The organism is Acinetobacter chengduensis (genome assembly GCF_003664645.1).
In the GTDB taxonomy this organism is placed as follows: Bacteria; Pseudomonadota; Gammaproteobacteria; order Pseudomonadales; family Moraxellaceae; genus Acinetobacter; species Acinetobacter chengduensis.
The window spans coordinates 16858-36055 of the sequence record NZ_RCHC01000012.1; the positions used below are offsets into that span (position 1 = coordinate 16858).

The 19198-nt window shown below is 40.3% G+C and carries 19 protein-coding genes; 16 read left to right on the plus strand and 3 right to left on the minus strand.

What is annotated here, in order from left to right; genetic code table 11:
• Window positions 1-14: 14 nt before the first annotated feature.
• Window positions 15-926, minus strand: a complete 912-nt coding sequence (locus D9K81_RS11400; RefSeq protein ID WP_120374721.1) for a pseudouridine synthase — start codon at window positions 924-926, stop codon at window positions 15-17.
• Between the two features lie 130 nt (window positions 927-1056).
• On the opposite strand from D9K81_RS11400, the gene tsaE reads away from it, so the two are divergent.
• From tsaE to hfq, 4 genes are all read left to right on the plus strand, one after another.
• Entirely contained in the window at window positions 1057-1527 is a 471-nt protein-coding gene (gene tsaE, locus D9K81_RS11405; RefSeq protein WP_120374830.1) for a tRNA (adenosine(37)-N6)-threonylcarbamoyltransferase complex ATPase subunit type 1 TsaE, read from the plus strand.
• Window positions 1524-3503, plus strand: a complete 1980-nt coding sequence (mutL, locus tag D9K81_RS11410; protein ID WP_120374722.1) for a DNA mismatch repair endonuclease MutL — start codon at window positions 1524-1526, stop codon at window positions 3501-3503. The genes tsaE and mutL overlap by 4 nt, the downstream gene beginning before the upstream one ends.
• A gap of 6 nt (window positions 3504-3509) precedes the next feature.
• The gene (gene miaA, locus D9K81_RS11415; RefSeq protein ID WP_120374723.1) at window positions 3510-4454 is read left to right on the plus strand and encodes a tRNA (adenosine(37)-N6)-dimethylallyltransferase MiaA; all 945 of its coding nucleotides are present in this window, start codon (window positions 3510-3512) and stop codon (window positions 4452-4454) included.
• A gap of 92 nt (window positions 4455-4546) precedes the next feature.
• A complete protein-coding gene (gene hfq / locus D9K81_RS11420) occupies window positions 4547-5062 on the plus strand; it encodes an RNA chaperone Hfq (protein WP_120374724.1) in 516 nt (171 codons plus the stop codon).
• Window positions 5063-5175: 113 nt separating this feature from the next.
• Here hfq and D9K81_RS11425 read toward each other — a convergent pair whose 3' ends face one another.
• Both D9K81_RS11425 and D9K81_RS11430 read right to left on the minus strand, forming a co-directional pair.
• Window positions 5176-6495, minus strand: coding sequence for a peptidylprolyl isomerase (locus D9K81_RS11425; RefSeq protein ID WP_120374725.1), 1320 nt, complete (start codon window positions 6493-6495; stop codon window positions 5176-5178).
• The gene (locus D9K81_RS11430; protein ID WP_120374831.1) at window positions 6495-8975 is read right to left on the minus strand and encodes an LPS-assembly protein LptD; all 2481 of its coding nucleotides are present in this window, start codon (window positions 8973-8975) and stop codon (window positions 6495-6497) included. Before D9K81_RS11430 ends, D9K81_RS11425 begins: the two co-directional genes overlap by 1 nt.
• A 120-nt stretch (window positions 8976-9095) precedes the next feature.
• On the opposite strand from D9K81_RS11430, the gene D9K81_RS11435 reads away from it, so the two are divergent.
• The 12 genes from D9K81_RS11435 to D9K81_RS11490 all read left to right on the plus strand — a co-directional run bounded on the left by D9K81_RS11435 (window position 9096) and on the right by D9K81_RS11490 (window position 19174).
• Entirely contained in the window at window positions 9096-10109 is a 1014-nt protein-coding gene (locus D9K81_RS11435) for an aminoglycoside phosphotransferase family protein (RefSeq protein ID WP_120374726.1), read from the plus strand.
• Window positions 10109-10798 (plus strand): N-acetylmuramate alpha-1-phosphate uridylyltransferase MurU, encoded by a 690-nt coding sequence (gene murU / locus D9K81_RS11440; protein ID WP_120374727.1) that lies wholly within the window; start codon window positions 10109-10111, stop codon window positions 10796-10798. Before D9K81_RS11435 ends, murU begins: the two co-directional genes overlap by 1 nt.
• An 85-nt stretch (window positions 10799-10883) precedes the next feature.
• Complete coding sequence (gene rsmG / locus D9K81_RS11445; protein WP_120374728.1) at window positions 10884-11516, plus strand: 16S rRNA (guanine(527)-N(7))-methyltransferase RsmG; 633 nt, start codon at window positions 10884-10886, stop codon at window positions 11514-11516.
• Between the two features lie 26 nt (window positions 11517-11542).
• Complete coding sequence (locus D9K81_RS11450) at window positions 11543-12325, plus strand: ParA family protein (protein WP_120374729.1); 783 nt, start codon at window positions 11543-11545, stop codon at window positions 12323-12325.
• On the plus strand, window positions 12322-13209 hold the full coding sequence (locus tag D9K81_RS11455) for a ParB/RepB/Spo0J family partition protein (protein ID WP_120374730.1): 888 nt from the start codon (window positions 12322-12324) through the stop codon (window positions 13207-13209). The genes D9K81_RS11450 and D9K81_RS11455 overlap by 4 nt, the downstream gene beginning before the upstream one ends.
• Window positions 13210-13240: 31 nt before the next feature.
• Window positions 13241-13888, plus strand: a complete 648-nt coding sequence (locus D9K81_RS11460) for a MotA/TolQ/ExbB proton channel family protein (RefSeq protein ID WP_120374731.1) — start codon at window positions 13241-13243, stop codon at window positions 13886-13888.
• Between the two features lie 8 nt (window positions 13889-13896).
• Complete coding sequence (locus D9K81_RS11465; protein WP_106985811.1) at window positions 13897-14319, plus strand: ExbD/TolR family protein; 423 nt, start codon at window positions 13897-13899, stop codon at window positions 14317-14319.
• Window positions 14319-16046 (plus strand): lipid A export permease/ATP-binding protein MsbA, encoded by a 1728-nt coding sequence (gene msbA, locus D9K81_RS11470; RefSeq protein WP_120374732.1) that lies wholly within the window; start codon window positions 14319-14321, stop codon window positions 16044-16046. The genes D9K81_RS11465 and msbA overlap by 1 nt, the downstream gene beginning before the upstream one ends.
• Window positions 16047-16048: 2 nt before the next feature.
• Window positions 16049-17068: a tetraacyldisaccharide 4'-kinase gene (lpxK, locus tag D9K81_RS11475; RefSeq protein WP_120374733.1), complete on the plus strand. Its 1020-nt coding sequence runs from the start codon at window positions 16049-16051 to the stop codon at window positions 17066-17068.
• Entirely contained in the window at window positions 17065-17826 is a 762-nt protein-coding gene (gene kdsB / locus D9K81_RS11480) for a 3-deoxy-manno-octulosonate cytidylyltransferase (RefSeq protein WP_120374734.1), read from the plus strand. Before lpxK ends, kdsB begins: the two co-directional genes overlap by 4 nt.
• Window positions 17827-17838: 12 nt before the next feature.
• Window positions 17839-18819, plus strand: coding sequence for an AAA family ATPase (locus D9K81_RS11485; protein WP_120374735.1), 981 nt, complete (start codon window positions 17839-17841; stop codon window positions 18817-18819).
• Window positions 18820-18832: 13 nt separating this feature from the next.
• Window positions 18833-19174 (plus strand): PilZ domain-containing protein, encoded by a 342-nt coding sequence (locus D9K81_RS11490; RefSeq protein WP_120374736.1) that lies wholly within the window; start codon window positions 18833-18835, stop codon window positions 19172-19174.
• Window positions 19175-19198: the final 24 nt, after the last annotated feature.

Below are 19198 nucleotides of genomic sequence, written 5' to 3' on the forward strand. Positions count from 1 at the left end.
TATTTGTAATGACATTAAGATGACAGTGTCAACTCAAATATAGAGCTCAAAGACATCTGCTGTTTAGAGATAGGGTCTATAAACTCAATATGTTTTGCCAGTAATTGTAGCGGTGCGCTAAAGTCATGATCTGCTTTATGTCGTACTTGTGGGTAAAACGGATCATTTTGAATGGGTATGCCTAAATAACTTAAGTGTAAACGTAGCTGATGTTGTTTGCCTGTATGGGGCTTTAATTGATATTTGGCCCAATCCCCATTGTGCTCTAAAAGCTGAATTTCAGTTTCACTGTTGGCCACACCTTCGGTTTGACGCATGGTGTAAAAAGGTTCGCCTTTTTCCATTCTTAAACGAAGAGAGAGAGGAAGGCTTAATTCAGGCAAATAAGGAGCAATGGCATGGTAGGTTTTTTGCACTTTACGATCAGCAAATAATTGTTGATAAGCGCCACGACTTTCGATGCATTTAGAAAATAAAACAATCCCTGCGGTTTCGCGGTCCAAGCGATGAATAGGTGTTAAGTGCTCATTTCCAGTTTGCTTTTTTAAACGGACTAAAAGTGTTTCTTGTACATATTGCCCTGTTGGACTCATGGTGAGAAAGTGGGGTTTATCGACCGCTATAAAATGATCATTTTCAAAAATAATACGGTGTTCAAAAGGTACATGAATTTCATGTGTTAAGAACCGATAATAAAACACATGACTATTCGGTTGAAAAGGACTATTCGCATTGAGTTTTTGCCCTTGTGTATCAAAGATCAGACCGTCTTGAAAGCGTTGTAACCATTCTTCTGATTCAATATGTGCAAACTCAAGGCACAAATAGTGGTAAACACTTTGTGGCTGAGGTTGTAAGGGTTTTAAAAACACTTTACTGGCACTAACACCATTGAGCATTGGAGGTGTGAAATTAGAATGGAGCATGCTTATATTTCAATAGGAGATCATGGGGACGTTAAGCCGTGAAAAAATACACAAACTGATAGGCGAAAATAGGCTTTTAAAGCCATGCAATGCTATCATAATCAATCTTTATATTGGTGTCGTGAGTATTATGCAGTATTCATTTAATTTAGTTTTAAACAATGAAGAAGATACACAGAACTTAGCACAAGTTTTGGCGCAGCATTTTAACTCAGGTGTTATACATTTAATTGGTGATCTTGGCGCAGGTAAAACAACCTTAACACGTTATTTTATGCAAGCTTTGGGGCATAAAGGTGCGGTAAAAAGCCCAACCTATACATTAGTCGAACCCTACAATATTCAAGGGCAAGATATTTTTCATTTTGATTTATATCGTTTAAACGATCCCTATGAATTAGAGCTTATGGGTATTCGTGATTATCTTGAAACGCCAAATGCATTGTTTTTATTTGAGTGGCCATCAAAAGGTGGTGATGAAATTCCTGCACCAGAATTGTTAATTAATATTGAAAAATCTGAAGATGAGTTGACGCGCTATGCAACTTTAAGTTTTGCTTCAGAAAGTTTAAAAACTGCTTTAGAGAATCGTTTTTCATGAGTGAATTGAGTGTACGCCGTATTCGCACACTTGAGCCTGCATTAGCTAACCAAATTGCTGCTGGTGAAGTGATCGAACGCCCCTCATCTGTGGTCAAAGAGTTGCTGGAAAATGCTATTGATGCTGGCACCACAGAGTTGATCATTCGAGTCGAACAAGGTGGTAGTACACTCATTGAAATTATAGATAACGGCCGTGGTATTCATCCTGAAGATTTGCCTTTGGCCGTAATGCGTCATGCTACCAGTAAAATTCAATCGGCAGAAGATTTACATGCGATTGTTAGTCTTGGTTTTCGTGGGGAGGCTTTGGCCTCCATTGCAGCTGTATCGCGTTTAACCTTAACCAGTAGTCAGTCTGATGAAGGTGTTGGCTATCAGGTTGAAGTGAATGGTACAGCATTTGATCATCAGGAAATTCAAGCGGTCGCAACTCCGCGAGGTACACATATACGGGTGCAGGATTTATTTTTTAATGTACCTGCGCGACGTAAATTTTTAAAGAAGCCAGGCACTGAATTTGGTCATATTGAAGAAATTGTACGTCGTCTAGCACTCACACATTTTGATATTCGTTTTGTACTAGAGCATAACAACAGTATTAAGCTGAATTTGCCTGTTGCAGATAGTGGTGAACTACGTTTTCAGCGTGTACAACAGCTCTTAGGTCGCCAATTTACTGAAAATGCATATTGGATGGATGCAGACAGCATTAGTATGCGTTTGAGTGGCTGGCTAGGACACCCATCTGATGCGAGGGCTCAGGCAGATTTACAATACGTTTATGTAAATGGTCGTATTGTGAAAGATAAGACAATTTCGCATGCCTTGCGTATGGCTTATGAAGGTATTTTACATGGACATCAACATGCGGCGTATCTGCTTTTTTTAGAAGTTGATCCTGAAAATATTGATGTCAATGTACATCCAACTAAGCACGAAATTCGTTTTTTAAATCAGCGTGAGGTTCATGAATTTGTACGGCATGCTGCGAAAAAGGCATTGGCTCAATTTCAAACGGCATCGGCAGAACTATCATCTGCGATGAAGCAGGATGCTGAGCAGATTTCTACGCATGCTTCGCCACAACCACGCTATCAAGAACAGTTTGATTTACATAAGCAAACCATCACACAGGCACATGCTTCGTTTGAAACAATGCCACAGCGTGATACGAGCTTTGAGTTTGATCAGAACCTAACTGAAATGCGCTATGATTCTGCACAAACACCTACACCGACTGCCTATCAATACAACGCACAACTGGGTGGTTCAGCACGACTCAATAATGCTTTACAAAGTTATTTAGCACCACTACGTGCTGTTGAAGATACTGCTGGTGTAGATCAGAACATGACTTTAGAAGCGCATATTGCAGCTAAAGTAGATGAGCATCCATTGGGTATTGCGATTGCGCAGCTCCATGGTATTTATATTTTGGCGCAAAATACCGAAGGCTTGATTATTGTTGATATGCATGCGGCACATGAGCGTATTGTGCTGCAACAAATGAAAGCTGCTTGGGATAAGCCAGAATTTTGGATGTCACAGCAATTATTAATTCCTAAAGTTGTGCATATTAACCGTATGCAAGCGATGCGAGTAGATGATCTAAAAGACCAACTGGCTCGTTTTGGTTTGGAAATCGACCAATATGGCGATGAGCAAGTGATTGTGCGTGGTGTACCTGCAATATTACACAAAGCTAATTTAGAGGCCTTGGTGCCAGAACTACTGAGTGATTTAGATCCCACAGATCAAGCACAAGGCTTATTGCAACGTCGTGATGAAATTTTAGCAGGTATGGCTTGTCATGGCGCAGTGCGCGCGCATCGAATACTGAGCCTCTCTGAAATGAATGCTTTGCTTCGTCAAATGGAGCAAACTGAATTTGCTAGTCAATGTAATCATGGTCGCCCTACATGGCGTGCTTTTCCATTGGCTCAACTTGATAAACTTTTTGCTCGAGGAGAGTAGTTTTACATGTCAAATCAATTGCCGGTCATCAATTTAATGGGACCAACTGCAAGCGGGAAAACTGCTTTGGCATGCGAATTATACGAGCAAGGTAATTTTGAGTTGATTTCTGTCGATTCTGCGCTGGTTTACCAAGACATGGATATTGGTACCGCCAAGCCTACAAAAGCCGAATTGGCGCAATTCCCGCATCATCTGATCGATATTATTTCACCACTTGAAGTTTATTCTGCTGCAAGCTTTGTTGAAGATGCATCTGCACTGATTGATGATATGCATTCACGCGGAAAAACCCCAATATTGGTGGGTGGGACCATGCTGTATTTCAAAGCTTTATTAGAGGGATTGTCGAGTAATTTACCAAGTGCAGATTATGCGGTGCGTGCAGACATTGAAGCGATGGGGGAGCGCGAAGGTTGGCAAGCAGTATATGCGTATTTGTGTCAGGTTGACCCGCTGGCAGGTCAGAAATTTAAGGTAAGTGATAAGCAACGTATTATTCGTGCGCTGGAAGTATTTAAGCTAACGGGTACACCAATTACACAGCTTCAAGCCGAACAACCGAAGAACTTACCATATCGATACACTTTTCATAATTACGCCTTGCTGCCTGATCGTATAGAGTTGCATAAAAGAATAGAAAAACGTCTCGAGATAATGTGGGAAATCGGATTTTTGAATGAGGTTGAAGAACTCATGAAAAAATACGATTTAAATGAGGATTTACCTTCAATGCGTTCTGTTGGTTATCGACAAGCCATGGAATTTTTGAAAAATAGTGATAAAAGTATCGTAAATCGTAAAGAAATGGAGGATAGAGCTCTATTTGCAACACGACAACTTGCAAAACGTCAATACACATGGTTAAGATCTTTGCAAGAAACGCATAAATTTACAACATATTTAACGATTAAGCAGGCTCAAGAAGACTTGCGAAACTGTTACGGATAAAGCAAAATTTGGGTACTACCTTTTTTATAATTTTTAATTGAAAAATCAAAGGTAGTTTTTGCGCTGATTTTTAAATTTTTTGGAGTTATAACATGTCTAAAGGTCAAACTTTACAAGATCCGTTCTTGAATTCTCTCCGTAAGGAACGTATTCCTGTTTCTATTTTCCTTGTGAATGGTATTAAATTACAAGGTCATATTGAATCTTTTGACCAATATGTAGTTTTATTAAAAAATACTGTAAGCCAAATGGTTTACAAGCACGCGATTTCTACAGTAGTTCCTGCACGTAACCCACGTCCTGCTGGTGCTCCTGCTGGTGCTCAAGGCGCAGCTGGCTTCGGCGGTCAACAAGGTGGCTTCGGTGGCGGTCAACAAGGTGGCTTCGGTGGCGGTCAACAAGGTGGCTTCGGTGGTCAAGGTGGCTTCGGTGGTCAAGGTGGCTTTGGTGGTCAAGGTGGCTTTGGTGGTCAAGGTGGTTTTGGTGGTCAAGGTGGCTTCGGCGGTCAAGGTGGCTTCGGTGGTCAAAGTGGCTTCGGTGGTCAATCTGCTGGCTTTGATGGCGAATCAAAATTTGAAGATTCTCAAGAAGACGAAAATAATCGTTAATTGATACTTCATAAAAAAGCCTCTCATTTGAGAGGCTTTTTTATGTCTTAAATTTGGCTTGCATATTGATAAGTCAAAAACCAGCATTGAGTGCTGGTTTTTTGAGCTCAATCTTAAGAACGATTATTTTTACGATCTAAAGAAGGATCTTTGATATCGACAAATGCATTATTACGCGTTTCACGTAACCAGCTGTCTAATTCGGCATCAAATTGACGTTCACCAAGAAGCTGGCGAGCCATACGTTCTTGGTATTCTTTGGTCATATCTTGTTGGCGAGTGTCTGTCACTTGTAAAATATGCCAGCCAAATTGAGTTTGGAAAGGTTCAGTAATTTGGCCTTTTGGCGTAGATTGCATTTTTGCATCAAATTCTGGAACCATCATACCGGGCGTTACCCAACCTAAGCTACCACCATCACGTGCAGAGCCAGGGTCATTTGAGAAAGTAGCTGCCAAAACTGCAAAGTCTTCACCTTTGTTTAAGCGAGCGTAGATGCTATCAATTTGCTGCTTTGCATCTTCGGGGCTTACAACCTCAGACGGTTGAATCAAAATGTGACGTGTTTGGAATTGAGACACAATGGCTTTTTGTTCGGCACCTTTGCGTTCAATTAGTTTTAAAACGTGAATACCATCGCGTACAGGAATTAGGTCAGTTGTTTGACCATCTTGAAGTGTGCTTACACGTGCAGCTAATTCAGCAGGAATGTCCGATAAACTACGGAAGCCCATATCTGCACCTTCAACTTTAACACCGTTGGTGCTAAATTTTTGCTCAATGGCTTTTACATCATTGGAATTGTTGAGTTCTGCTTTAACGAGTTTTGCAGTTTTTTCAGCAACAGCTTGATCTGTGCCAGAAATACGAACATGGATTACATGCGCTTGGCTACCAATAGCTGCTTGGCCTTGTGGTGAGTTTAAGAAGTTTTTCACATCAGAATCAGAAATGTGAATGCGAGACATCACCACTTGTTGGCGTAAGCGATTAATTGCTAAATCTTCTGCAATACGGTTACGTAAGCCTGCATAAGTATTAGGTGATAGAGCATCTAATTTCTGTTGGAAAGCTTCAAGACTATTGGATCCTGAATCTTTTGCAACTTTTAATACAGCTTCGTTTAAGCTTTTTTCATCGGGTTTGATGTTGTAGCGTTTCACTTGTTCTAATTGTGCTTGACGCGAAATTAGTTGCTCAAGTGCTTGTTGTTGTAGATATTGTTCTGGTGGGACAGTTTTTTTCTGTGCCTCCAATTGATGTGTTACCTCGGCAATGCTTTGCTCAAGGTCACTACGTAAAATTACACTATTGTCGACAACAGCAACAACTTCATCTTTAGGTTGGCCAGCGGCAAAAACAGGTAATGCCGTGCTCAAGCACAGTGCGAGCGTCGTTGCTTTAAAAATGCGTTTTAATTGTGTTGTCTTCATTAACGTTCAGTCCAATTTTGATTGATATTGTTAAAACCTAAAATACGGTTTTCAAGCAATGATGAAAGTTTGTTATTAAAGCCACCTAGGCCTTTTAAGGTGAACTCAGCCATAATGGCACGTTTTGGATTAACACCGTCATCTTTCACGTTATCTAAGTCGTTGTAGTATGAGCGACCATATACAGAAACACCCCAACAGCATGATTCATAGTTCACACCAAGCAGATATTCACGGGCAACACTATTGTCTAAATCGTATTGAGCGTGACCAATAATGCGCCAGTTGTTGTGTACAGGTTGAATGAAAGAGGCAACGACTTGATCGTAGTGGTCTTGGCGGTTTGGAATAGCACGACGGTTAAAATAACCTAGATTATATAGGCTACCTTTGTCGCTGGTGTAATATGCTTGAATATCACGCTCTGCATTATCGCCATTTGCCATCCATGCGCTATTGGCATTAACAGTAAAGCGCTCTGACAGTTGGCTGGTTAAGCTTACAACAGGGCCAGTGTGGCGTTCGCGGTCAAACGCATCACTGGTGTTGTTGAGTGTTACACGACGATCTTCAAAGTAAAAGCTTTGACCAACGCTAGCTTTTAAGCGTTCTAAGCCAACTTCATCAAATAAGCTATAACTTAAGCCGAGTGATGTGAAGTTATTGTCTTCTAAGCGGTCATGGCCATAGAAGCGGTATGGACTAAATAATTGATCATAGCTTACAGACGCTGTAGCAGAGTCAAAGTTTGGATGTGTGTCCTGGTTACGATACGGTGAATATGCGTAGAACATACGCGGTGTCAACGTTTGTAAGAATTTTCCTTGCTTTTCAAAAATTAAGCCAGCATCTAATGTAAATTGTGGTACAAAAATTGATTTGGTTTCATTTGAAGAACTGGTTTGTGCGTTTGCGCCATTGCCTTGTAAAAAGTCGATGGTGTTTTTATCAAAGAATGTATTGACGTTACGTACAGTTGCTTCAGGAATCACAAATGCAAATGGCGTGCGATAGTTATAGCGAACAGAGAAGTCGTTATAAATACGTGTACCACTTGGTTCAAACGAATTTACGTTGTTGCTATAAGCATTGTAATCATTAATGTCTTTTTTGAAGTAAGCCGTATCGTGGTTTAATTCATATTGTAAACCCAGTGGATTACCTGTTTTGTAGTTAACTAAAAGCTGAGGTAAACGCGCATAAGGGCGGTCTTCATCTTTTACAGTTTTATCCAGTGTTTGGAAGTCTTCAACTTTAAGCTGTGCTTTCAGACCCGGAATACCATGTTTATAGTTTAGTTCCCAAGCACGACGTAGGTTGAGGTCAGTTCTTGAGTTTGGATTGTTATTTAAATCTGCAAAATAATCTTTATCAGAGGCGTAGTTATAATCGAGGCTGGTGTTGAATTGGTCGTTAATTTGCCAATTGTGTTCAGCATGCAAGAATTTACGATCTTTGTCGTTATAGCCACTGTCCGATGGTAATGCACCACCAGAAATTAAGCCTTGTCCGAAGTTTTTAGTCAGATAGCGAAATTCACCCTCTAGCATAGCGCCACGGTCTGCAAGAAAACGTGGGGTAAGAGTTGCATCGTAATTTGGTGCTAAATTTAAATAAACAGGTACGCCCAGTTCTAAACCACCATCATTGGTAAAACCAAAGCTAGGTGTCAAAATACCTGTAGTGCGGCGTTCATCAATAGGGAAATTAAAATAAGGAACGGCCATCACAGGCACGTCTTTTACATATAACTTTGTACCTTTGGTTTCACCGCGACCAGTTTCTTGGTTAAGTTTAATGTGATCGGCTTGAATTTTCCAAGTCGGCTTTTCATCTGGGGGACAGGTTGTATAAGTTGCTTTGTCCAGTTCTAAGGTGTTCGTTGAAGTACGAGAAATTTTATCAGCACGGCCATGTGCATGTTGTTGCTCTGAAATATATAGACTGTTATTTAAATCACCCTGTTGGGTTTTTAGATTATAGTTAACGTTATCGCTTTGTGAAATGAGCCCTGATTGCGCCATTTGCACATTACCTGATGCATTGGCATAGGTCTTGGTCTTATCAATTTTAATTTGATCAGCGCGAATTTGGCGACCTTCTTGGTCAATGACAACATTGCCCTCAAGAATTGAATCACCGTTTGGATCAAAGTGACCATAGTCAGCTGTAATAGTTGATGTAGCAGTCTCAGGAGATGCTGCTTTAGTGTCTGATGCAATAGGTGTGACCCAAGCACCTTGGCAATAAGCCGAACTCAGTTGATGGCCTTGGCGTTGCTGCGCTTCTGGTGCCGATTTATCGACATAATACTGCTCAAAAAACTTTTGGCCAGGATAAGTTTCAGTAATGCTTTTTTTAAGCTGTGCATTATTGACAGTCGAAGCAGTCTGGTCAGCGGCATAGCCCGTGATGGAACTACCGCAAAGTAGAGTTAAGATCGCAGTCGCTAAAGGATTAAATTTAAACTGATGCTTCATTTGTCTCATTAACCAAGTATGCTTAATTGCAATTAATTATTGTCGCATCATAGAGAAAAAGTTGATAAGTGGCTACACTTAGCACTTTAAAAACTCAGCCTGTTTTAGAAATAATCGCAAATGAATACACAACGTGAACAATTGATACAATCATGGATGACATCTGTACTCGGTTCAGATCAATTTGAAACTCATTTTTTAGCAGGCGATGCTAGCTTTCGTCGTTATGCACGAATCAAGTTGAATAATAAAACATTTATGCTCATGGATGCACCTCCAGAAAAAGAAGATTGTGTGCCTTTTGTGACGATTGACGAATTTTTCGATGAACACGGTGTGCGTGTACCGCATATTGTGGCTAAAGACTTTGATTTAGGTCTTTTATTATTAGAAGATTTTGGTGATGTACTGTTGTCTACGCAATTGAATGACGAAACAGTAGATACACATTATGCACAAAGTTTTAAGCAGTTAATTCAATTGCAATCGATTGCTGGTCAAGGCCATTTTCCTGAATATACCTACGAAAAATTAATTTCAGAAATGGAATTACTCACAGATTGGTTGCTTCCTTCTCTCAAAATCCAACCGACTGAAGCCGAAAGTGCGTTAATCAAACGTACATTTGCTATTTTAGCCAATGCTGCGTTGGCACAGCCTCAAGTCATTGTGCATCGTGATTTTCATAGCCGTAATCTAATGCTATTAGAGGGCGAGTCAGAGCAAGGTGTGATTGATTTTCAAGATGCGGTTATTGGTGCGGATACTTACGATCTCATTTCAATTACTCGCGATGCTTATGTGCAGTGGAACCCTGAGCGTGTGTATACATGGTTTAAAGTGTTTTACGATTTATTGCCAGCGAATGCAAAAGAAGGTCGTGACTTTGAACAGTTTAAGCAAGATGCAGATTTAATGGCGATTCAACGCCATATTAAAATTTTAGGCATTTTTGTGCGCTTATTTGAGCGTGATGGTAAGTCAGGCTATTTGAAAGATTTGCCACGTGTAATGTGGTATTTACTTGAAGAAAGCAAGCCATACGCAGAATTACAACCATTTATGCAGTTTATTCAGGCTAAAGTATTGCCAAAATTTGAAGAAAAATATGGTCAATACGAGGTTGAAGCATAATGAAAGCGATGATTTTAGCCGCTGGGCTGGGTAACCGTATGCGTCCTTTGACGCTTTACAAGCCAAAACCCTTGTTGGAAGTAGGCGGTAAGCCGTTAATTGTTTGGCATATCGAAAAACTTAAAGCCATTGGTGTGACTGAAATTGTAATTAACTCGGCTTGGTTGGCTGATGTGTTGATAGGTGCTCTCGGCGATGGTTCACAGTTTGGTGTGGACATTCGTTGGACACGTGAGCTAGAAGGTTTAGAGACTGCGGGTGGCATTATTAATGCTTTACCACTGTTAGGCACAGATCCATTTATTTTGGTGAATGGTGATGTCTGGACGACTTTTGATTTTGCATCACTTTTAAATGTGCAATTAAACGATGATTTAGCACACTTGGTTCTGGTAGAAAATCCTGAGCAACATCCAAAGGGTGATTTTACTTTAGATGCAGGTCGTGCTTATACCTTTGAACAAGAGCATGCGGGTGAATCGCTCACTTATAGTGGTGTTGCTGTTATTGATCCTGAAATGTTCGATGGCTTAGAGGCGGGTAAACGCCCATTAGCACCTTTGTTAAAACAAGCAATGCATGATGGTAAAATTACTGCAGAGAAAATGCAGGCTGCATGGGTAGATGTAGGCACTCCTGAACGATTAAGTGCACTAGATCTCCAGATTCGTGAAGGGATGTACGTTTAAGTGCATATTCGCTAGACACATCCTGCTGTGACAAGCAGGATAAATCGTTATACTTCCACTTAAATTTTCGAGACGTAAATAGTTTATGCATACTTTTTTTCAAGAACTCAAGCAAGGTAGTCAGGCTCTAGGTTTAAGCTTAAGCGATGAAGCTTTAAATTTATTACTTAAATACCAAGATGCTTTGGTGTTATGGAATAAAGCATACAACTTAACTGCGATCCGTGATCCTAAAGAAATGTTGGTTAAGCATCTATTGGATAGCCTCAGCATTTTAAAAGATTTACCTGCTGGTCGTCTTTTAGATATTGGCACAGGTGGGGGTATGCCGGGTATGATTATTGCCTTATGCCAGCCAGAGCGCCAATGTGTATTGCTCGATTCAAATGGTAAAAAAATTCGTTTCTTAAAGCAGTTTATTGCAGATTTAAAGTTGACGAATGTGATTGCAGTACAAACACGTGTCGAAAATGAAGACAGTATTCAAGAGCTGGGTAAGTTTGATGTTATTACCAGTCGTGCTTTTGCATCATTAACAGATTTTATTCATGCATCACTTCCATTTATGCATGACAGTAGCATCATTGCATCAATGAAAGGCCTGATTCCAAGTGAAGAGGTTGAAGCTTTTAAAGATCAATTTAGCTGTAAAATTATTGAATTAAAAGTTCCTCGTTTGGATGAACAGCGTCACTTGTTACTGTTGAAACGTATTTAATTTTTTTCAAAGGATTTGGGGTTACCATGGCACAGATTATTGCGATTGCGAACCAGAAAGGTGGTGTCGGTAAAACTACAACCGCAGTAAATTTGGCTGCATCATTGGCAGTACTTAAAAAACGCGTATTACTTGTGGATATGGATTCACAAGGCAATGCGACAATGGGTTCTGGTATTCAAAAAAATGATCTGCTGTATTCGGTAACTGATGTATTGTTGGGCGAAATGCCAATTGAAACAGCAATTAGTAAAGCGGAAGTGGGTTATAAAGTCTTGGGTGCAAACCGTGATTTAGCAGGTGTTGAACTTGCAATTGCGGAGCAATCTGGTCGTGAATTTATCTTGCGTGAAGCCTTAAAAGAGGTTGAAGATAAATTTGATTATATTATTGTCGATTGCGCGCCAAGTTTAAGCTTGATTACAGTGAATGCCTTAGCAGCAGTAGATGGTGTGATTATTCCAATGCAATGCGAATACTATGCTTTGGAAGGTTTGGCTGATTTAACTCAAACGATTGATCGTATTCAGCAAGCATTAAACCCAGACTTACAAATTGTAGGTGTTTTACGCACGATGTACGATGCACGAAACGCTTTAACGCGTGATGTTTCTGCAGAACTAGAACAATATTTTGGCAAGAAACTATATGACACTGTTATTCCGCGTAATATCCGTTTAGCGGAAGCACCTGCGCATGGTTTGCCAGTGATTTATTTTGAAAAAAGCTCGAAGGGTGCAGTGGCATATTTAAACCTTGCTGCTGAAATGTTAAAGAAAAGCAAAGTAAAAAAAGGAATTAAAGCATGACAGTAAAAAAACGCGGATTAGCGAAAGGTCGTGGTCTAGACGCGTTGCTTGGTTCCATTCAAAAAGAAAAGTTGCAACTCGAAGCACAATCTTTGGACCATGGTCAGCTCAAACAAATTGATGTTCACTTATTAAAGCGCGGTGAATATCAGCCACGTCGCTATATTAATGAACAAGACTTACAAGAGTTAGCAGCATCGATTGAAAAACACGGTGTGATGCAGCCGATTGTGATTCGTCCGATTGAGGATGAAAAGTACCTGTATGAAATTATTGCAGGTGAGCGTCGTTGGCGTGCTGCACAGCTAGCTGGCTTAACAGAAGTTCCAGCAATTGTTCGTGATTTAACAGACCAAGTTGCGATTGCTTTGGCGTTAATTGAAAACATTCAACGTCAAGATTTAAATCCAATTGATCAGGCGATGGCTTTACAGCGTTTCCACGACGAATTTGGTTTAAGCCATCAAGAAATTGCTGATACTGTGGGTAAAGCACGTACGACGGTAAGTAATTTATTGCGATTGTTGACTTTGGCTGAACCTGTAAAAGACTTTATGCAACAAAGCCTTTTAGATATGGGGCATGCCCGTGCAATTTTGACATTGAAAGCTAAAGATCAGTTGAAAGTTGCTGAGCATGTGATTGAAAAAAGCTTGTCTGTACGTCAAACCGAACAATTGGTGCGTGAAATGAATGCGCCAAAACAAGCTAAAGAAAAACAGCCAGCCTCTTCGGATATTCAACAATTAACGCAGCGTTTGTCTGATCGTTTTGGTGCCGATGTTAAAATTGACCATAACAAACAAGGCAAAGGTAAATTGGTGATTAACTATCATTCACTCGAAGAATTGGATGGTATTTTAAATATTTGCTTCGCAGATTAATTTTGTATTTCGATTTATTGGGGAAAATCAAATGTGGGAATTAGTCAAAGCAGGTGGGTGGCTCATGCTGCCCTTGGTGCTCTGTTCAATTTTTACCGTAGCAATTACGATCGAGCGTTTTATTCGCCTAAAAAAATCGACAGTATTGCCCGCTGCATTGTTAATGAAAAAAAATCAAAATGCAGATCAAGTGATAAAAGTAATGCGTCAAAGCCAAGTGCTACAAGACAGTACGCTTGGCCGTATTTTTTCAGCGGGTTATGAAAGTAAAGACCAAGCACAGCAATACGCTAGTGCACAAATGGAAGCGGTAGCTTCCCAAGAAATTGGTTTTTTGGAAAAAAATATTAATTTCTTGGGTACATTGAGTGCTGTTGCACCATTGTTAGGTTTGCTTGGCACAGTGTTAGGTATTATTGAATCATTTTTAATGATTGATGTAGGCACAAGTAGTGATCCAGTACTGATGATGCCTGGTATTTCTAAAGCATTAATTACTACGGCTGCAGGTATGCTTATCGCAATTCCTGCATTATTTGCGCACCGTTATTTTCAGCGTTTGGTGCAAGAATTTACAGCCGAATTAGAACAACAGTCGACCTTATTTCATGCTGCATTATTTTATAAAGCACCGCCTGTAGCTGAACAACAAGATCAAGACATGCCAAAAGCAAGCTGAGGTCTAAAATGAAGTTCAGACGCCGTCAAGTCGAAGATATTCACATTAACCTAACACCAATGATTGACTGCTTATTGTTTATCTTGGTGTTTTTGCTGTTGTCGACTTCATTTAACCAAATGAGTCGAATGAATTTAACCCTGCCAGATGCGCAGGGTGTGCCTCCAAAGCATTATGATCAAAAAATTGAAGTGACTGTAGATGCTACGGGACACTATGCTGTGAATGGGCAGTCCTTAGAGGGGAAGGATACTGTAGATTTAAATACGGCAATTAAACAGATTTCTCATGATCGCCGTGATTTAATGTTTATTATTGCTGCGGACGCCAAGGCTGCACACCAAGATGTCATTCGTGTAATGGATGTTGCGGGTCAGCTCGGTTTCGTAAACGTTAATATTAGTACCAAAGTACCAACTCGAGGTTATTAGTGAAGCAAGATGTTAAGGTCTATCTGCGCCTGTTAAGCTATTTAAAGCAATTTTGGGGCATAGCATTATTGGTTGTACTTGGTTTTGTAATCAATGCTGCAACAGAAGTGTCTGTGGCAAAATTGCTAGAGAAAATCATTAATGCTATTCAGAGCAAAGACCAAAGCTTTACAACACTATTTCCATTATTAGTTGTGGTGCTGATGTTCTTCCGCGGTTTAGGTCTATTCATGGGTGGCTATTTTACGGCAGTTATTTCGCGTAATTTAATTTTTAATATCCGCCAAGAAGTATTCGCTAAACTTATGCGTTTGCCATCGCAATATTATTTAGATAATTCGAGCGGTCATATTACCGCGAAAATTATGTATAACGTTGAACAGTTAACAGCAGCTTCGACGGAATCACTCAAAACAGTTTTGCAACAAGGTTTAATTACACTAGCCTTAATGGGCTATTTAATTTATACCAACTGGCGTTTGACTTTAATTATCTTGGTATTTGGCCCACTTATTGGCTTACTGATTCGTAAAGCATCAAAACGTATGCGTAAACTGTCGAATCAAGTACAAGATACGATGGGCGATGTAAACCATGTCGTGCAAGAAACTGTAAACGGCAATATGGTGGTTAAAGGCTTTGCTGGGCAAATTTATGAGCAAAAGCGTTTTCATGAAAGTTCAATGGAAAACTTGCGCCGTGGCTTAAAAATGGTGGTAGTACAGCAGCTGAATAGCCCAATTGTACAGCTCATTATGTCTATTTCTTTGGCAATTATTATGTTTATTGCTTTAAGGCCTGAAATTTTGCGTGAAACGTCCGCGGGTGAATTTGTTGCTTATATTACTGCAGCAGGTATGTTGGCGAAGCCAATTCGCTCACTCACAGATATCAATGAAAAGATTCAGCGCGGTATGGCCGCAGCGCATTCTGTTTTTGAATTATTAGACTTACCCGAAGAAGAGAATCACGGCACTTTAACACCAGCTTTAACTGGTAGTGTTGAATTTCAAAATGTGAACTTAATTTACTCAGATGGTTATCATGCAATTCATGATTTTAATTTGAAGGTGAATGCCGGCGAAACGGTTGCTTTGGTTGGACGCTCTGGTGCGGGTAAAACCTCATTGGTTAACTTGCTTCTACGCTATCAAGAAATCAGTTCAGGGCAGTTAAAGCTCGATCAAATAGATATTCATGATATTGAGCTGAATGCGCTACGCTCTCAAATTTCAATGGTGAATCAGCAGGTTGTACTATTTAATCGTACTGTGCGTGAAAATATTGCCTACGGTCAGTTAGAAAATGCCACTGATGAAGAAGTGATTGCGGCAGCTAAAGCAGCTTATGCTCATGATTTTATTATGGCTTTACCGCAAGGTTATGATACGCCATTGGGTGCGCAAGGCTTGAACTTGTCAGGTGGTCAGCGTCAACGTATCGCAATTGCGCGTGCCATCTTAAAAAATGCGCCAATTTTAATTTTGGATGAAGCAACCAGTGCTTTGGATAATGAGTCTGAATACTTCATTCAACAAGCCTTTGATACTGCAATGCAAAATCGAACTACAATTGTGATTGCTCACCGTTTATCGACAATTGAAAATGCGGATCGTATTGTGGTGATGGACAAAGGCCTAATTGTAGAGCAAGGCACACACAGTGAATTACTTGCTTTGCAAGGTGCATATTTTCAATTACATCAGCGTAATTTTGAGGAGCACTAAGTATGTCGGTCGCACAGTTAATACAAGATGCTTGGAATAAACAAGCGAAGTGGCTAATTGTGTTCCGACCGCTGTCGTGGCTTTACCGTGGTGGATTTTTACTCAATAAAAAAATGTACGCTACGGGATTAAAAAGTCGTTATACCGCACCCGTGCCTGTTATGGTGATTGGGAATATTACCGTGGGTGGAAGTGGCAAGACGCCATTGTTGATTCACTTGGTGAATTATTTGCAAAGCTTGGGCATAAGTGTGGGTGTCATCAGTCGTGGCTATGGGGGGAAAGGCCCATTTCCAGCTTATGTCGATTTAAACGCAAATGCAGAGCAAGTGGGTGATGAGCCCGCTTTGATTGTACAGTCGACAGGTGTGCCGATGGCTGTGGGTGCGAATCGTCAAAAAAGCATTGAGCTGTTACTGAGTAAGCATCATCTGGACTTAATTATTTGTGATGATGGTTTGCAACATTTGGCACTCAATCGACAGCTAGAGTGGATTGTGCTGGATAATAACCGAGGTTTGGGAAATGAAAAAATCCTACCTGAAGGTTATTTGCGTGAGCCTAAAAGTCGATTGAATACGGGTACTGTGATCGAGCATGCTTCTCATGCACAAAGTGCGCTGAATATGCACCTAGAGTCATCTGAACCTTATTTATTAAATGCTGCGACCGAGCAAGTTTTCAATCCAAATCAAGCATTTTATGCTGTGGTTGGAATTGGTTTTCCACAGCGGTTTTATACCACCTTGGAAAATATGGGCATTCATCAGTTCCAATGTCACGAATTTCCAGATCATTATGAATATGAACTTGCAGATTTACAGTTCGAAGATAATTATCCGATTATCACCACTGAAAAAGATGCAGTTAAAATTTTACCTTTACTCAAACAGTACCCAAATATACAACGTGAAATTTGGGTTGTTCCTGTAGATGCTGTACTTTCAGCAGATTGCTATCGCACCTTGCATCAGCAATTGAGTCAATTGGGTATTACTCTTCCTGAAGGCAGTATTTTATGAAACATATCGTCATTCCAGCGCGTTTTTCAAGCTCTCGTTTACCGGGTAAGCCGTTACTAGAAATACATGGTCGCCCAATGATTTTGCGAGTTGTAGATCAGGCAAAAAAAGTGGAAGGCTTTGATGACTTATGTGTGGCGACAGATGATGAGCGTATTGCGACTGTTTGCCGTGCAGAAGGCATCGATGTGGTACTGACTTCGGCAGAGCATCCGTCGGGTACAGATCGTCTGTCTGAAGTGGCACGTCTAAAAGGTTGGGATGAAAACGATATTATTGTGAATGTGCAGGGCGATGAGCCTTTGCTTCCAGCACTATTGGTTAAACAAGTGGCACAGTTGTTAGAACAACAACCTGCGTGTTCGATGTCTACATTGTGCGAGCCTATTCACCACCTAGATGAATTTAAACGTGACAGTATTGTAAAAGTAGTGATGTCTAAGCATCAGCAAGCATTGTATTTTAGTCGTGCAACTATTCCGTATGACCGAGATGGTGCAAAGCAATCAGAGCCTCAATTAAATGATCAAGCCTATCGCCATCTTGGGCTTTATGCTTATCGCGTTAAACTCCTACAAGAATATGTGAGTTGGGATATGGGCGTACTAGAAAAGTTAGAAAGCCTTGAGCAATTACGCGTTCTAGAAAATGGCCATCGCATTGCGATTGCTGTAGCAGAGGCGAATTTACCACCGGGTGTAGATACTCAAGAAGATTTGGATCGTTTAAACCAAATGGATGTAGCTTATTTTGAATAAGGATATTGATCCATGCAAAATGATGTAATGGCTCCAGTATATCCTTGGCAGGAAAATGTCTGGCAAACTTTAACCAGTCGTTTTCCTCAAATTGGTCATGGCTTGTTGTTTTATGGCAAAAATGGCTGTGGAAAAGAAACATTTGCGCAGTCATTTGTCGCTTGGGTGTTGTGTCAAAATCGGCATGCTCATCGCTTTGCCTGCGGTGAGTGCGGTAGTTGCCAATGGCTAAAGTCGGACACGCACCCGAATTATGTGCACATTAGTACAGATGAAGACAATAAAAAGCAAAACGCCAAGATTAAAATTGAAAAAATTCGTGATCTGTTGCCTTTCGTGCAACAAACGGTAGATGGTTGGCGTGTCATTGTGATTGAGCCTGCAGAAGCTTTAAATACGGCTTCTGCAAATGCTTTGCTCAAAACTTTAGAAGAACCAGGCGAGCGCATTGTTATTATATTATTGGCAGATCATTATTTAAAATTGCCCGCAACGATTCGTAGTCGTTTACAACACTTTGCCCTTGATCGCATAAGTCCCGCGCAGTCGGAACAGTTTTTACAGAGTCATATTCATACAGATGCATTTAGTCATGAGCTACTAATGAATTTGTCTGATCACATGCCATTACGGGCAGTAGCTTTGGCTGAGTCTGAATGGCTCACTTTGAGACAGGATTTTGTCAATGATTGGCAAAAATTGATCAAACAGAAAAATATGCCAATCGCAATTGCGACCAAATGGAACAAAGCAATGAGTTTTGGTGATTTTAGTCAAATGTTTGAATACTTGTTGTCCGATATAATTTGTGTCAAGCTAAATCAATCAATTAAGAATATTGATTTGAATTATGGTGATTTACCAACGCAGTATACTTTAGAAGCGTTGTTTGGTATTTATGCTGATTTTCAGCAATCTAAACGGTTTATTGAGCAAAATGTGCAGACCAACCTTGTGCTCGATCAGCTGTGCATCAAATTAATGAATATATAAAAAGGGGAAAATGATGCAGCCACGTATGGGCGGAATTATTCAGGCGAATATCCCAGATGTAGATACACTTTTTGCATGTTATATGCCTTATGTTGCGGGCGGTGGTTTATTTGTACCGTCAAATCAGCCAGTTAAAATGGGTGAGGAAGTTTTTATTTTGGCAACATTGCCTGAGCAAACTCAAAAAGTCCCATTAACAGGTAAGGTTATCTGGATTTCACAAAAACAAAATGGAGTCAAACCTCAAGGTTTTGGTATTCAGTTAAGTGGCGAAAAAGGCGTTTATTTTCGTTCTGAAACAGAACGCTTGCTTACAGGACTTAAAACTGAAGGGCGTAGAAGTTACACTATGTAGAATTTGATTTTTAGCGAATAGGTT